The sequence below is a fragment of the Psychrobacillus sp. FSL K6-2365 genome (assembly GCF_038003165.1).
In the GTDB taxonomy this organism is placed as follows: Bacteria; Bacillota; Bacilli; order Bacillales_A; family Planococcaceae; genus Psychrobacillus; species Psychrobacillus psychrodurans.
This window is the reverse complement of the sequence record NZ_JBBOOO010000001.1, coordinates 4,146,483-4,161,903: the sequence shown is the minus strand read 5'-3', so window position 1 is coordinate 4,161,903 and position 15,421 is coordinate 4,146,483. Positions and strand designations below refer to the sequence as shown.

The window sequence follows — 15,421 nt, the reverse complement described above, 5'->3', positions numbered from 1 at the left end:
GCAAATTCTAGATTAAACAATAAGAATCGGACAGGTGATGCCTGTCCGTATTTCCGTATAAAATTGCATAATGCAGAGCTACTTGGAAAAGTCTTTTAAAAGACACAAGACTAAAGGGAGGTAGGCTCCTTGATAGACGTTAATAATTTTGAGTATATGAAAATTGGTTTAGCTTCACCTGATAAAATCCGTTCATGGTCTTATGGGGAAGTTAAAAAACCTGAAACAATTAATTATCGTACATTAAAACCTGAAAAAGATGGTTTATTCTGTGAACGTATTTTTGGTCCTACAAAGGATTGGGAATGTCATTGCGGTAAATATAAACGCGTTCGTTATAAAGGTGTTGTATGTGATCGTTGTGGAGTAGAAGTAACACGTGCAAAAGTACGTCGTGAACGAATGGGTCACATCGAACTTGCAGCTCCGGTATCGCATATTTGGTATTTTAAAGGTATCCCAAGTCGTATGGGTCTGATTTTGGATATGTCTCCAAGATCACTAGAAGAAGTAATTTACTTTGCTTCTTATGTAGTAATAGAGCCAGCAGACACACCTCTTGAAAAGAAGCAATTGCTTTCTGAAAAAGAATACCGTGCTTATCGCGATAAGTTTGGAACTAAATTCCAGGCTGCGATGGGTGCTGAAGCTATCAAACGTTTACTTTCAGAAATTGATTTAGAAAGTGAAACAGAACAATTAAAAGAAGAGTTGAAAACAGCTCAAGGTCAACGTCGTACACGTGCTATTAAACGTTTAGAAGTCGTAGAATCTTTCCGTAATTCAGGGAACAGACCTGATTGGATGATTTTAGATGTTCTACCGGTAATCCCTCCAGAATTACGTCCGATGGTTCAGTTGGACGGTGGACGTTTTGCTACTTCTGATCTAAATGATTTATATCGTCGTGTTATTAATCGTAACAATCGTTTAAAACGTCTATTGGATCTTGGTGCTCCTAGTATCATCGTTCAAAATGAAAAACGTATGCTTCAAGAAGCTGTTGATGCTTTGATTGATAACGGTCGTCGTGGTCGTCCGGTAACAGGCCCGGGTAACCGTCCGTTGAAATCACTTTCACATATGTTAAAAGGGAAGCAAGGTCGTTTCCGTCAAAATCTACTTGGTAAACGTGTTGACTACTCTGGTCGTTCCGTTATCGTAGTAGGACCAAACTTGAAAATGTATCAATGTGGACTTCCAAAAGAAATGGCAATTGAACTATTTAAACCATTTGTTATGAAGGAACTTGTTGAACGTGGTTTAGCCCACAACATTAAGAGTGCAAAACGTAAAATTGAGCGTATGCATGCTGAAGTATGGGATGTATTAGAAGATGTAATTAGAGAGCATCCGGTTTTACTTAACCGTGCCCCTACTCTTCACCGTCTTGGTATCCAAGCATTTGAACCGACATTAGTAGAAGGTCGTGCAATTCGCCTTCATCCTCTAGTATGTACAGCATATAATGCTGACTTTGATGGTGACCAAATGGCTGTTCACGTTCCTTTATCAGCAGAAGCACAAGCGGAAGCTCGTTTACTAATGCTTGCAGCACAAAACATTTTGAACCCGAAAGATGGAAAACCAGTAGTTACACCATCTCAAGATATGGTTTTAGGAAACTATTACTTAACACTTGAGCGTAAAGGTGCAATGGGTGAAGGTTCTACATTCTACGGTCCGGAAGAAGTGCTAATTGCTTATAATACTGGTCATGTACATTTGCATACACGTATTGCAATACCGGCAGCATCTGTAAACAATCAAACATTTACAGAAGAACAAAATAAGATGCTATTGCTAACAACTGTAGGTAAAGTAATTTTCAATGAAATACTTCCAGAAACGTTCCCATACATCAATGAGCCGACAGATTTCAATTTACAAATTGAAACTCCGGAGAAATATTTCGTTCCTACGATTACAGATGTGAAAAAACATATCGAGTCTATGGATCTTGTACAGCCATTTAAGAAAAAAATTCTTGGTAATATCATTGCGGAAGTATTTAAACGTTTCCATATCACAGAAACTTCAAAAATGCTTGACCGTATGAAAGCTCTAGGGTTCAAATATTCTACTAAAGCTGGAATTACAATTGGTATCTCTGATATCGTAGTACTTCCAGATAAAGGCGAAATTCTTGAAGAAGCACAAGGTAAAGTAGATAAAGTTATTAAACAATTCCGCCGTGGTCTAATAACGGAAGAAGAGCGTTATGCTAGTGTCATTGGACACTGGAGTAAAGCAAAGGAAGTTATTCAAGATAAACTGATGAAATCGCTAGATAACATGAATCCAATCTTCATGATGAGTGACTCAGGTGCCCGTGGTAATGCATCTAACTTTACTCAACTTGCAGGTATGCGTGGACTAATGGCCAATCCGGCTGGTCGAATTATCGAACTTCCGATTAAGTCATCATTCCGTGAAGGGTTAACAGTACTTGAATACTTCATCTCTACACATGGTGCTCGTAAAGGTCTTGCCGATACAGCACTTAAAACTGCCGATTCAGGTTACTTAACTCGCCGTCTAGTAGACGTTGCGCAAGATGTAATCGTTCGTGAAGATGATTGTGGAACTGACCGTGGATTACTAATCGGTTCACTTATGGAAGGCACAGAAGTTATTGAAGAGTTTGGCGAACGTATTGTCGGTCGTCATACTAAGAAAACAATTTTCCATCCAACTACTAATGAATTGATTTTAGAAAGAGACGGGTTAATTACACAAGACGTTGCTCGTGTTATTGAAGAAGCAGGTATTGACGAATTAACAATTCGCTCTGCATTTACTTGTAACACAAAACATGGTGTTTGTAAAAAATGTTACGGCTTGAATTTAGCTACTGGAGACACAGTTGAAGTTGGAGAAGCAGTTGGTATTATTGCTGCTCAATCGATTGGGGAACCAGGTACACAGTTAACAATGCGTACATTCCATACAGGCGGGGTTGCAGGAGACGATATTACACAAGGTCTTCCGCGTATCCAAGAGATTTTCGAAGCTCGTAATCCTAAAGGGCAAGCTGTTATTTCCGAAATTTCAGGTACTGTTACTGAAATTGATGAAATTAGAGAAGGTCAAAAAGAAATTACAATTCAAGGTAATGTGGAAACTCGTAAATATTTGGCGCCGTACAATGCACGTTTAAAAGTTCAACTAAACGATACAATGCACCGTGGTCAAGTACTTACTGAGGGTTCTGTAGATCCTAAGGAATTGTTAAGAGTTAAAGATGTTTCAACTGTTCAAGAGTACTTATTAAAAGAAGTACAAAAAGTTTATCGTATGCAAGGGGTAGAAATTGGGGATAAACATATCGAAGTAATGGTACGCCAAATGCTTCGTAAAGTACGTGTGATTGAAGCTGGAGAAACAGACCTACTTCCGGGATCACTACTAGACATCCACCAATTTGCCGAAGCGAATAAGGAAGCAGTTTTACAAGGTAAGATTCCTGCTACTTGTCGTCCGGTAATCCTTGGTATTACAAAAGCTTCTCTTGAAACAGAATCGTTCTTGTCTGCTGCATCATTCCAAGAAACGACTCGTGTCTTAACTGACGCAGCGATTAAAGGGAAACGTGATGAATTACTAGGCCTGAAAGAAAACGTAATTATCGGTAAGCTAGTTCCAGCAGGTACAGGTATGCAACGTTATCGCCAAATTAAAATCACAGACAATGAAGCAGATACTGAAAAAGAATTAGTTAACGCAGAATAAAACAAACAAAATATTAGGGAGGACTAATTTTATTTCTCCCTAATATTTCATGTTTATTGTTGACACCTTTTTCAATGAATGATAATATATTTAAGGTTGATAGTTATTTGACTTGTACCTTTGGAGGATATGCAAATGTCTTATGAAAAAGTGAAACAAGCGAAAGAAACAATCATAGGTACAAAGCAAGCAGTAAAAGCAATGAAAAAAGGGCTTGTCAACGAAGTTTATATTGCACTAGATGTAGAAGAGAGAATCATTGAACTAGCACGACAAACAGCTGTGGAAAACAATGTTTCGCTTAACTATGTTGAGTCTAAAGTAGATCTTGGTAAAGCTTGTGGACTGCGCTTAGCGGCGTCAGTAGTAGCTATTACTGTGTAACAGTTTTTGTGTAATGCACAAAGACTTTGTTTTTACCCCAAAAATGAACCACCTGGATGTGTGGTATTAACAAGAACAAATGAAGGGAGGAATAATCGATGCCTACAATTAACCAATTGGTACGTAAGCCTCGTCAATCCAAAAGCACGAAATCAAAGTCTCCAGCACTAGGAAAAGGTTATAACAGCTTCAAAAAGGCTGGTACTAATCTTAACTCTCCACAAAAACGTGGGGTTTGTACTCGTGTTGGTACTATGACGCCGAAAAAACCTAACTCAGCACTTCGTAAATATGCGCGTGTACGTTTAACAAATACGTTAGAGGTTACTGCTTATATTCCAGGAGAAGGACACAACCTACAAGAACATAGTGTTGTACTTATCCGCGGAGGAAAAGTAAAAGATTTACCAGGGGTACGTTATCATATCGTACGTGGTGCTCTTGATACAGCTGGTGTTACTGGTCGTATGCAAAGTCGTTCTCTTTACGGTGCAAAACGCCCTAAAGAAAAGAAATAATTTAATTAATAATTTGACATTCGTCGAAAGGAGGAAAACACATGCCTCGTAAAGGTCCTGTTTCCAAACGTGACGTGTTACCAGATCCAATTTATAATTCAAAACTAGTAACTCGTTTAATCAATAAAATGATGGTTGACGGTAAAAGAGGTACTTCTCAAAAAATTCTATACGGAGCGTTCGAACTTGTTAAAGAACGTTCAGGTAAAGATGCATTAGAAGTATTTGAAGCTGCTCTAAATAATGTAATGCCAGTTCTAGAAGTACGTGCTCGTCGTGTTGGTGGTGCAAACTACCAAGTACCGGTTGAAGTACGTCCTGACCGTCGTTCAACACTAGGTCTTCGTTACTTAGTAAACTATTCACGTCTTCGTGGAGAAAAAACGATGGAAGAACGTTTAGCTAACGAAATTCTTGATGCATCTAACAACACTGGTGCTTCAGTTAAAAAACGTGAAGATATGCATAAAATGGCAGAAGCTAATAAAGCATTCGCTCACTACCGTTGGTAAGCTATTCTTTAAAATCAATCTAAAATCATACTCTAATCCGAATATGGAAGGAGAAATACAATATGGCTAGAGAGTTCTCCTTAGACAAAACACGTAATATCGGTATCATGGCTCACATCGATGCTGGTAAAACGACTACTACGGAGCGTATTCTTTATTACACTGGTAAAATCCACAAAATCGGGGAAACTCATGAAGGTGCATCACAGATGGACTGGATGGAGCAAGAACAAGAACGTGGGATCACTATTACTTCAGCTGCAACAACAGCTGCATGGGATAATCACCGTGTAAATATCATCGATACACCTGGACACGTAGACTTCACTGTTGAAGTTGAACGTTCACTTCGTGTACTTGATGGTGCGGTTACAGTACTAGATGCTCAATCTGGTGTTGAACCACAAACTGAAACAGTATGGCGTCAAGCTACAACTTATGGCGTACCGCGTATTGTTTTCATTAACAAAATGGATAAAACGGGTGCAGATTTCTTATATTCTGTAGGAACTCTACACGATCGCTTACAAGCTAACGCTCATCCAATTCAATTACCAATCGGTGCAGAAGATGAATTCTCTGGAATTATCGACTTAGTAACGATGAAAGCAACTGTGTACGGTAATGACTTAGGAACAGACATTCAAGAAGTGGAAATTCCTGAAGAATACATGGCACAAGCTGAAGAATATCGTGAAAAGCTAGTTGAAGCTGTAGCTGAACTTGATGAAGATTTAATGGAAAAATATCTTGGTGGAGAAGAAATTACGAACGAAGAATTAGTTAACGGTATCCGTAAAGGTACTTTAAACGTAGAATTCTATCCAGTAGTATGTGGTACTGCATTTAAAAACAAAGGTGTTCAAAAAGTTCTTGACGCAGTTGTTGCATACCTACCATCACCACTTGATATTCCGGCAATGAAAGGAATCGATCCTAATTCTGATGATGAAATTGAACGTCATTCTGACGATTCAGAACCATTCTCTGCATTAGCATTTAAAGTTATGACTGACCCTTACGTTGGTAAATTAACATTCTTCCGTGTATATTCTGGTACATTACAAGCTGGTTCGTACGTTCAAAACTCAACTAAAGGTAAGCGTGAGCGCGTAGGACGTATCCTACAAATGCATGCTAACTCTCGTGAAGAAATCTCACAAGTTTACGCTGGAGATATTGCTGCAGCTGTAGGCTTGAAAGATACAACAACTGGAGATACATTGTGTGATGAAAAAGCTCTAGTAATTCTAGAGTCTATGGAATTCCCAGAACCAGTTATTTCTTTATCAGTTGAACCAAAATCTAAAGCTGACCAAGACAAAATGGGTGCTGCTCTTGTAAAATTAGCAGAAGAAGATCCAACATTCCGCGTTCATACAGACCAAGAAACTGGTCAAGTTATTATCGCAGGTATGGGTGAACTTCACCTTGATATCTTAGTTGACCGTATGCGTCGTGAATTTAAAGTAGAAGCTAACGTAGGTGCTCCTCAAGTATCTTATCGTGAAACTTTCCGCTCTTCAGCAAAAGTTGAAGGTAAATTCGTACGTCAATCTGGTGGACGTGGTCAATTCGGACACGTTTGGATTGAATTCTCTCCAAACGAAGAAGGAAAAGGCTTTGAATTTGAAAATGCTGTTGTCGGTGGGGTAGTTCCACGTGAATACATTCCAGCTGTTGAGGCAGGTCTTCGTGACTCACTTAACAATGGTGTACTTGCTGGATATCCATTAATCGATATTAAAGCAAAATTATACGACGGATCATATCATGATGTTGACTCGAATGAAATGGCCTTTAAAGTTGCTGCTTCTATGGCATTGAAAAATGCTGTATCTAAAGTAAACCCAGTAATTCTTGAGCCAATCATGAAAGTTGAAGTTGTTATTCCTGAAGAATATTTAGGAGACATCATGGGTGATATCACTTCTCGTCGTGGTCGCGTTGAAGGTATGGACGCTCGCGGAAATGCACAAGTTGTGCGTTCAATGGTTCCGCTTGCTGAAATGTTCGGATATGCAACGGCATTGCGTTCTAACACGCAAGGACGTGGAGTATTCTCAATGACATTCGATCATTATGAAGATGTACCAAAATCAATTTCTGAAGAAATTATCAAAAAAAATAAAGGTGAATAATTGAATTTTCACCAAAACTAAAGTATAACTAACTTATAGTATATGAAAGACTAGGGGCTATTAGTCCCTTACTTTTATAATAAAAAATCATACAATTACTGAGGAGGACTTCTCTAATGGCTAAAGAAAAATTTGATCGCTCCAAAACACATGCTAACATTGGTACAATCGGACACGTTGACCATGGTAAAACAACTCTAACTGCTGCTATCGCAACAGTTCTTTCTAAAAAAATGGGTGGAACAGCTAAATCATATGCTGACATCGATAACGCTCCTGAAGAAAAAGAACGTGGAATCACTATCAATACTTCACACGTTGAGTATGAAACTGAAACTCGTCACTACGCACACGTTGACTGCCCAGGACATGCTGACTATGTTAAAAACATGATCACAGGTGCAGCACAAATGGACGGCGGGATCTTAGTAGTATCTGCTGCTGATGGCCCAATGCCACAAACTCGTGAGCATATCCTTCTTTCACGTCAAGTAGGTGTTCCATACCTAGTTGTATTCATGAACAAATGTGATATGGTTGATGACGAAGAATTACTTGAATTAGTTGAAATGGAAATTCGTGACCTTCTTTCTGAATACGACTTCCCAGGCGATGACCTTCCTGTAATTAAAGGTTCTGCTCTTAAAGCTCTTGAAGGAGAAGCAGATTGGGAAGAAAAAATTATTGAATTAATGGACGCTGTAGATAGCTATATCCCAACTCCAGAACGTCAAACTGACAAACCATTCATGATGCCAGTAGAGGATGTATTCTCAATCACTGGTCGTGGTACAGTTGCTACTGGACGTGTTGAGCGTGGACAAGTTAAAATTGGTGACGTTGTAGACATCATCGGTATTACTGAAGAAGCAAAATCAACTACTGTAACTGGTGTTGAAATGTTCCGTAAACTTCTTGACTATGCTGAAGCTGGAGACAACATTGGTGCACTTCTTCGTGGGGTTTCTCGTGAAGAGATCCAACGTGGGCAAGTATTAGCTAAACCAGGTTCAATCACTCCACACACAGACTTCAAAGCTGAAGTTTATGTTCTTTCAAAAGAAGAGGGTGGACGTCATACTCCATTCTTCTCAAACTACCGTCCTCAGTTCTACTTCCGTACAACTGACGTAACTGGTGTTTGTAACTTACCTGAAGGTGTAGAAATGGTTATGCCTGGAGATAACATCGAAATGACTGTATCTCTAATCTCACCAATCGCTCTTGAAGAAGGTACTAAATTCTCTATCCGTGAGGGTGGACGTACTGTAGGCGCTGGTGTAGTTGCTACTATCACTAAGTAATCTATAATTCTTTAATATAAAACCATCTCGTGACGACGAGATGGTTTTTTTTATACTTAAAATTGTGTACACTGTACGTAGGAGGTAATAAAATGCAAAAAATTATGCTAATTGAAGATGATATTTCGATATTTAATTTATTAAAAGAAAAGTTTCTTCTTTGGTCATTTGAAGTAATTGGGCCTAATGACTTTCAGCAAGTACTTCCTACATTTATAGAACAGAAACCACAGTTAGTAATTATAGATATACAGCTTCCGGCTTATGATGGCTTTCATTGGTGCCGAGAGATTCGGGTGCATTCAAAGGTGCCTATTATCTTTCTTTCGTCGAGAGATCATCCAATGGACATGATTATGGCGATGCAAATGGGTGCAGATGACTTCGTTCAAAAACCTTTTAATATGGAAGTCTTATTAGCGAAAGTTCAGGCACTCCTTCGTAGAACGTATGACTATACTGAAGAACAGTCAGATATTGTACAGTGGAACGGTGCTATTATAGATTACTCTAGAAGTAATATCTCCAAGGGAGATAAAGAGGTTGAACTTACTAAAAATGAGTTATTTATACTTAAAATTTTATACCAATTCGTAGATAAAATAGTTTCTAGAGATGATCTCATGAGAAAGTTATGGGATGATGAGAAATTTGTGAATGACAATACACTTTCTGTAAACGTTAATAGACTGCGGTTAAAATTGGAGCAAATTGGGTTAGAAGAAGTTATAATAACCAAAAAAGGATTGGGATATATGGCGGTAACAAAGGGTGAGCTATGAAGCTGTTTCTCTTATATATAAAAGAACGCACTCCATGGATTTTATTTTTTGTTTTTTTTCAGCTATGGATTAATATACTACTGACAATAGACGTTTCCTTTACAAATACCTCTTTATTGTATATGAATAGTATAAATTTATTTTTGTTTTTAATGTTCTTTTTGTGGAGATTTTATCAAGAAACAAGATTTATAAATAGTATTGTTAGTATAAGTGAGAAAGACTCTACATTTGATCAGGTTATTGCAAGATTACCAAAGGGACAATCCCTTTTCGATAAAATAATCATGGATGAGCTTCAAGAGCTTATTCTATTAGGGAAACAGGAGTTAAATGATTCTAAAACAGTTTTACTTGAAGAAAAGGACCAAGCACTTTCCTGGATACATGAGATGAAAACCCCACTAACTAGTATGAAACTTATGTTAGATAACGTGCAAGATTCAATGCTTAAAAAAAAATTAGAGGTAGAATGGCTCAGGTTACACATGCTTTTAGATCAACAGCTTTATAAAACACGCCTTCCTTTTATAGAAAAAGATAATGTGATAGAAGAAGTAAATCTAAAAAGTGTTATTTTCCAGGAAATAAAAGAATTAAAGCCTTGGTGTATGCAGCGTAATATAGGTTTTGAAACCAAAGATTTAGATGAAGATACCCTAACTGATCAAAAGTGGCTTTCATTTATAATACGGCAGATAATATCGAATGCAGTTAAATATAGTAAAGAAGGGCAAGAAATACAGATCTATACTAAAAAGGATGAGTTGGGTCACTTGATTCTTTCCATTCAAGATGAAGGTGTTGGGATATCTCAAGCGGACATGCCTAGAATTTTTGATAAAACTTTTACGGGTAGGGTGGGAAGAGAAAGTACTGCTTCCACTGGAATGGGACTATACCTAGCAAAGAATTCTGCCGAAAATCTAGGAATTACAATAAGTGTAGTTTCTGAGGTTGGTATTGGGTCTACCTTTTCATTACATTTCCCCTTACAAAATAAGATACAACAAATACTAGGTAGGTGACAATAATGTCATCTACTTTCTTTGTTTGTCACCTTAAACAAACGATTTTCTATTAAATAGTGGGTAAAATGAGAGTAATAAAAGGTAGGAGGTAGACCATGATTATTTTACGAGGTCGAAAAATTAAAAAGGTGTTTGGAAAAAAGACAAATACTCAGGAAGTATTGAAGGATATTGATATAGAAGTACGAGAAGGGGAATTTGTTGGAATTATGGGACCTTCGGGCTCGGGTAAAACAACTCTTTTAAATGTGTTAGCATCTATTGATAAAGTTACAGAAGGTATGATAGAGATAAACAATTTTAATCTGCAAAAAATGAAGGAACAAAAACTTGCCCAGTTCCGCAGAGAACAACTTGGTTTTGTCTTCCAAGATTATAACTTGCTGGACACATTGACTGTCAAAGAAAATATATATCTCCCTTTATCAGTAGGAAAAGTTCCTAAAACTGTGGCAGAGAAGAAGATAAAGGATATCACAACTCTTTTAGGAATTGAGGATATATTGAACAAATATCCTAATGAGATATCTGGAGGACAAAAACAAAGAACGTCGGCTGCAAGAGCTCTTGTGGGTAATCCGTCTATCGTATTTGCTGATGAACCAACGGGGGCATTGGATTCTAAATCGGCTACTGCATTACTAAGTAACTTAGAAAAAATTAATAAAGAGAAAAAAGTGACAATTATGATGGTTACGCATGATCCTGTGGCTGCTAGTTTTTGCTCACGAGTACTATTTTTAAAAGACGGGCAAATATATTCGGAGCTCTATAAAGGTGAAAAGGATCGGAAGCAATTCTATCGTGAAATTATGAATACCCAAAGTGTATTAAGTGGTGATGGCTATGACGCTTAATCAGTTAGTTCTAAGAAGTATGAGGAAAAATGCAAAAAATTATTATTTATATGTCTTCGCTTTAATATTTAGCGTTACATTGTATTATTCCTTTGTAACGTTACAGTATAATCCAGCAATAACTAAGGAAATTGGTAATGGTATGACTGCAACAATTTTAAAAGCAGCTTCTTATCTACTCCTATTCATTGTCATTTTCTTTGTTCTTTATGCTAATAAGTTATTTATGAATCGACGGAGCAAGGAAATCGGCTTATATCAGCTAGTAGGAATGCCAAAGGGGCTAGTGACCAGATTAATAGCAATTGAGAATATTATACTTTGGTTAGGTGCAATTATCCTCGGAGTATTTATGGGGTTTATTACATCGAGAATATTTGTAATGATTCTTTTGAAAATAATAGAAAAGGATGCGTTTGTAGAACTTTCTTTTTCTATAGAAGCTCTTCTAAGGACTGTAATTGTATTTCTATTATTACTAATGGTAGTGATTTTGCAAACAGCTATGAGGATAAGGAGAGTGTCACTCTTAAGCCTTATCACTACAACAGTAGTTGCAGACGAAAAGGTTAAAAAATTCAACGCTTTTCAAATGATCTTAGGGTTTATAGGGCTTGTTTTTATAGGATACGGCTACTATTTATCCACTACTCTATTAGATTTATTAGATGATCCAACACTGACGCCAGATAAGATGTTGATTCAACTGCTTTTAATACTAACCTTAACGATTGGTGGAACATATTTTGTGTTTCGTTTCTCGGTAGCGCTTATTCTTAATATGGTAAGGAAAAGTAAAAAAGGTTTAATGTCTGTTGCAGATGTTTTATCTTTGTCTACTATTATGCATCGCATGAAGTCCAGTGCAATGTCTCTTACGACTATTACGATTTTATCTGCTACAACACTTGGAATACTCACATTAGCTTATATCTCTTACTACTCTGCAGATGCGATGGCGCAGGATTCAGTGTCTTATGACTATGTAATGTACGAGGATACTGGTTTTGACTTAATAGATGAGTTTGACAAAGAAGGGATTCAATATACTAGACATGACCTAGATTTACTGGCGGTTCAAGCTGATGTCCGTCCACTTCTTTTGAAAGAATTTGCGCTAAAAAAAGATGTATCCACGCTACTGACAGTGCAAGTTGTAAGTCAGAAAGATATACAAAACAAGTTACCTAATCTTCAATTAAAGGAAGATGAGGGTTATATAGTAGGCTATGATAGTTTGAGTGCGGAGAATATAAGACTGGAATCAGAAAAACCAATTCAGTTTATCACTTCTACTGGAACGGATGAAATATTTATTACTGAGGTTACAGAAGAATCCTTGGTACCAAATTATCATAACTATAATTTTATTACGGTTATAGTATCTGATTTCTATTTCCAAAAATTACTTCATGATCCTCTAAATGAAAATCAAAAGATAGTAGGTATGGAGTTGAAGGAAAAGGATCAACTAAAAAAAGCGGAGGAAGTATTTGAAGAGAACAAAGTATCAGTAGAAATCCCTTACCCTAGTGGACTAGCAACAAAAACAGTTAGTGTAGAATCTCAAGAAATTTATCGTTTAGATATATTAAACTCATTTGGGCTGACAATTTTTATATCAGGATTCTTAGGTCTAGCATTTTTGATTGCGACTGGGAGTATATTATACTTTAAACAAATGTCCGAGGCTGATGAAGAAAAGGGCGCCTATACGATTTTGCGTAAGATGGGATTTACTACTAATGAAATTATGAAGGGGATTCGTCGGAAGCAGCTGTTTAACTTCGGCTTTCCGTTATTAATCGGTCTCTCACACAGTTATTTCGCAGTTAAAGCTGGATGGGTTTTCTTTGGTACGGAACTAGTAGCTCCCTTACTGATTACGATGAGTATATATATTATACTTTACTCAATATTTGCTATTCTATCTGCTGGCTATTATAGAAAAGTTGTAGAAAATGCATTTTAATAAAAAACCTGAGTCCATTTCTTTTGGATTTCAGGTTTTTTATAAATAGTACGAGGATAGACTATTGACATTTGAGTTGTAAAATTATAAACTTCTACGTATTAGTAATCTAGTGTGTGAAAGTGAGAGTGTTTTATATGAATGCTGTTTTAATTGCAGTAATAGTAATGTTAGTATTGAGTTTACTTCGTATCAATGTAGTGTTCTCATTAATTATAGGTGCTCTTGTAGGTGGGCTCACAGCAGGTCTATCCGTTGCAGAAACGATCGATGCATTTACGGGTGGGTTAGGTGCTGGAGCGACCATAGCGCTTAGTTATGCACTGTTAGGAGGCTTTGCAATTGCTATCTCTAAAACTGGTATTCCGGAGTTATTAGTGTTGGCAATTTTAAAGGTAGTGAAAAGTAAGGGAGATTCAGATAAAACAGGATTTGTGAAAGCTTTAGTCTTTTTATTGCTATTGATGATGGCTGTGTTCTCTCAGAATTTGATCCCGATTCATATTGCTTTTATTCCATTGTTAGTACCACCTATCTTAAAAGTGTTGAACATGTTACAAGTAGACCGAAGATTGATTGCTTGTATTTTGGCGTTTGGTTTAATTACTCCATATATGTTTCTCCCGTACGGATTTGGTGCAATTTATCAAGAAATCGTTGCTACACAGATGGGCCTCTCCGGCCTAGAGATAGCATTAAATGATATTCCCAAGGCGATGGCTATTCCGGCTCTTGGAATGGTATTTGGGTTAGTAATGGCATTTGTATTATTTCGCAAACCTAGAAACTATAAACAAGAAGCAGTAAAAGTAAGCGAATTAAAAGTACAGGTGAAAAAAAGTAGCATTATCTTTACGGTGATTTCATTAATAGCAGCGTTAGTTGTTCAAGTAGCAACAAACTCTATGATTGCGGGAGCTCTTGCAGGTATTGTAGTCCTTTACGTCAGTGGTGCGTTAAAAAGGAAAGAGGCAGATGAACTTCTCACAGAAGGAATGCGTATGATGGCATTCGTTGGTTTCGTGATGATTACAGCCAATGGATTTGCGGCGGTCATTAATGCTACTGGGCATGTAGAAAGTCTAGTGGAAGCATCCTCAGGGCTATTAGGGGGTAATATTAGTGCAGCGGTGTTACTAATGTTGATCATAGGTTTGGTAGTGACGATGGGAATAGGTTCATCATTTGCAACTATACCTATTATCGCTGCTATCTTTGTACCGCTTGCAATGGAGCTTGGGTTAAGCCCAGTAGCGACAATCGCATTAATAGGTACTGCAGGTGCTTTAGGTGACGCAGGTTCACCTGCTTCCGACTCAACGCTTGGACCAACTGCAGGATTGAACGTTGATGGACAGCATAATCATATTTGGGATACATGTGTGCCAACATTTCTTTGTTATAATATTCCACTCGTTCTTTTCGGATGGATAGCGGTAGTGTTTGTTCTATAGTAATAAATAGAAGGAAGGGTATCTCTATTAAAGGGATATCCTTTTTAATTGAAATTGTTTTAGAGAAACAGTTGCAAATTGTAATAAAAGGAACTACGTATTCTAAAAATAACATTACTCATATCAGTTGCTATTTCAATCTAAATTTTATATACTAGACAACGGCTTAGAAAAACATAAGTATTATAGAAAAAGTAATGCGGTTATAACATTAAAAAGAATTTCGTAAAAACACTTGCGAAATCTTTTTTTATTGTATATAATGTTGAATGTTGGTCTTTGACTGCGATGAAGCGAGAGGTTACCGACACACCCGGCCGCTTTGCCATGGCGAGTGTGCGGAAAATTTTCGTGGAGAATGTCTAGAAAATAGGCGAAAAGGAGGGAAAGTAATGGCAAAACAAAAAATTCGTATCCGTTTAAAAGCGTATGATCACAGAATTCTTGATCAATCTGCTGAGAAAATTGTGGAAACTGCTAAACGTTCAGGTGCAAGTGTATCGGGTCCGATTCCACTTCCGACTGAAAGATCTGTTTATACGATTCTTCGTGCTGTTCATAAGTATAAAGATTCTCGTGAGCAATTCGAAATGCGTACGCATAAACGTCTTATCGATATCGTTAACCCAACACCACAAACTGTTGATGCGTTAATGAAGCTTGATTTACCATCTGGCGTTGATATTGAAATCAAACTTTAATGGTAAAAAATAAAAAACACAAATTATTATAGG

The 15,421-nt window shown here is 37.3% G+C and carries 12 protein-coding genes; all 12 read left to right on the top strand.

The window, feature by feature from the left end; translation table 11 throughout:
• Positions 1–129 precede the first annotated feature (129 nt).
• The 12 genes from rpoC (at position 130) to rpsJ (ending at position 15,388) form a co-directional block, all read left to right on the top strand.
• On the top strand, positions 130–3,732 hold the full coding sequence (rpoC, locus tag MKY29_RS21110) for a DNA-directed RNA polymerase subunit beta' (RefSeq protein ID WP_090567772.1): 3,603 nt from the start codon (positions 130–132) through the stop codon (positions 3,730–3,732).
• Positions 3,733–3,867: 135 nt separating this feature from the next.
• The gene (locus tag MKY29_RS21105; RefSeq protein WP_340880686.1) at positions 3,868–4,116 is read left to right on the top strand and encodes a ribosomal L7Ae/L30e/S12e/Gadd45 family protein; all 249 of its coding nucleotides are present in this window, start codon (positions 3,868–3,870) and stop codon (positions 4,114–4,116) included.
• A 98-nt stretch (positions 4,117–4,214) separates the two neighbouring features.
• Entirely contained in the window at positions 4,215–4,634 is a 420-nt protein-coding gene (gene rpsL / locus MKY29_RS21100; RefSeq protein WP_090567780.1) for a 30S ribosomal protein S12, read from the top strand.
• 41 nt (positions 4,635–4,675) lie between these two features.
• Positions 4,676–5,146 (top strand): 30S ribosomal protein S7, encoded by a 471-nt coding sequence (gene rpsG, locus MKY29_RS21095; protein WP_090567783.1) that lies wholly within the window; start codon positions 4,676–4,678, stop codon positions 5,144–5,146.
• 62 nt (positions 5,147–5,208) lie between these two features.
• Positions 5,209–7,287, top strand: coding sequence for an elongation factor G (fusA, locus tag MKY29_RS21090; RefSeq protein WP_090567786.1), 2,079 nt, complete (start codon positions 5,209–5,211; stop codon positions 7,285–7,287).
• Between the two features lie 116 nt (positions 7,288–7,403).
• Positions 7,404–8,591, top strand: coding sequence for an elongation factor Tu (gene tuf, locus MKY29_RS21085; protein WP_090567789.1), 1,188 nt, complete (start codon positions 7,404–7,406; stop codon positions 8,589–8,591).
• A 92-nt stretch (positions 8,592–8,683) separates the two neighbouring features.
• Positions 8,684–9,373 carry a response regulator transcription factor gene (locus tag MKY29_RS21080; RefSeq protein WP_093495443.1) on the top strand — a complete coding sequence of 230 codons (690 nt, stop codon included), beginning with the start codon at positions 8,684–8,686 and terminating at the stop codon, positions 9,371–9,373.
• On the top strand, positions 9,370–10,401 hold the full coding sequence (locus MKY29_RS21075; RefSeq protein ID WP_340880685.1) for a sensor histidine kinase: 1,032 nt from the start codon (positions 9,370–9,372) through the stop codon (positions 10,399–10,401). The genes MKY29_RS21080 and MKY29_RS21075 overlap by 4 nt, the downstream gene beginning before the upstream one ends.
• A 98-nt stretch (positions 10,402–10,499) precedes the next feature.
• Positions 10,500–11,261, top strand: coding sequence for an ABC transporter ATP-binding protein (locus MKY29_RS21070; protein WP_093495441.1), 762 nt, complete (start codon positions 10,500–10,502; stop codon positions 11,259–11,261).
• Complete coding sequence (locus MKY29_RS21065) at positions 11,251–13,233, top strand: ABC transporter permease (RefSeq protein ID WP_340880684.1); 1,983 nt, start codon at positions 11,251–11,253, stop codon at positions 13,231–13,233. Before MKY29_RS21070 ends, MKY29_RS21065 begins: the two co-directional genes overlap by 11 nt.
• Before the next feature lie 137 nt (positions 13,234–13,370).
• Positions 13,371–14,687, top strand: a complete 1,317-nt coding sequence (locus tag MKY29_RS21060; protein ID WP_093495439.1) for a Na+/H+ antiporter family protein — start codon at positions 13,371–13,373, stop codon at positions 14,685–14,687.
• 392 nt (positions 14,688–15,079) lie between these two features.
• Positions 15,080–15,388, top strand: a complete 309-nt coding sequence (rpsJ, locus tag MKY29_RS21055) for a 30S ribosomal protein S10 (protein WP_042478628.1) — start codon at positions 15,080–15,082, stop codon at positions 15,386–15,388.
• The last annotated feature ends 33 nt before the right edge of the window (positions 15,389–15,421 follow it).

What these genes read in the sequence shown, in the direction of transcription:
- MKY29_RS21105 (WP_340880686.1), top strand. Translation starts at nt 3,868, where the DNA reads ATGTCTTATGAAAAAGTGAAACAAGCGAAAGAAACAATCATAGGTACA.
- rpsL (WP_090567780.1), top strand. Translation starts at nt 4,215, where the DNA reads ATGCCTACAATTAACCAATTGGTACGTAAGCCTCGTCAATCCAAAAGC.
- rpsG (WP_090567783.1), top strand. Translation starts at nt 4,676, where the DNA reads ATGCCTCGTAAAGGTCCTGTTTCCAAACGTGACGTGTTACCAGATCCA.
- fusA (WP_090567786.1), top strand. Translation starts at nt 5,209, where the DNA reads ATGGCTAGAGAGTTCTCCTTAGACAAAACACGTAATATCGGTATCATG.
- tuf (WP_090567789.1), top strand. Translation starts at nt 7,404, where the DNA reads ATGGCTAAAGAAAAATTTGATCGCTCCAAAACACATGCTAACATTGGT.
- MKY29_RS21080 (WP_093495443.1), top strand. Translation starts at nt 8,684, where the DNA reads ATGCAAAAAATTATGCTAATTGAAGATGATATTTCGATATTTAATTTA.
- MKY29_RS21075 (WP_340880685.1), top strand. Translation starts at nt 9,370, where the DNA reads ATGAAGCTGTTTCTCTTATATATAAAAGAACGCACTCCATGGATTTTA.
- MKY29_RS21070 (WP_093495441.1), top strand. Translation starts at nt 10,500, where the DNA reads ATGATTATTTTACGAGGTCGAAAAATTAAAAAGGTGTTTGGAAAAAAG.
- MKY29_RS21065 (WP_340880684.1), top strand. Translation starts at nt 11,251, where the DNA reads ATGACGCTTAATCAGTTAGTTCTAAGAAGTATGAGGAAAAATGCAAAA.
- MKY29_RS21060 (WP_093495439.1), top strand. Translation starts at nt 13,371, where the DNA reads ATGAATGCTGTTTTAATTGCAGTAATAGTAATGTTAGTATTGAGTTTA.
- rpsJ (WP_042478628.1), top strand. Translation starts at nt 15,080, where the DNA reads ATGGCAAAACAAAAAATTCGTATCCGTTTAAAAGCGTATGATCACAGA.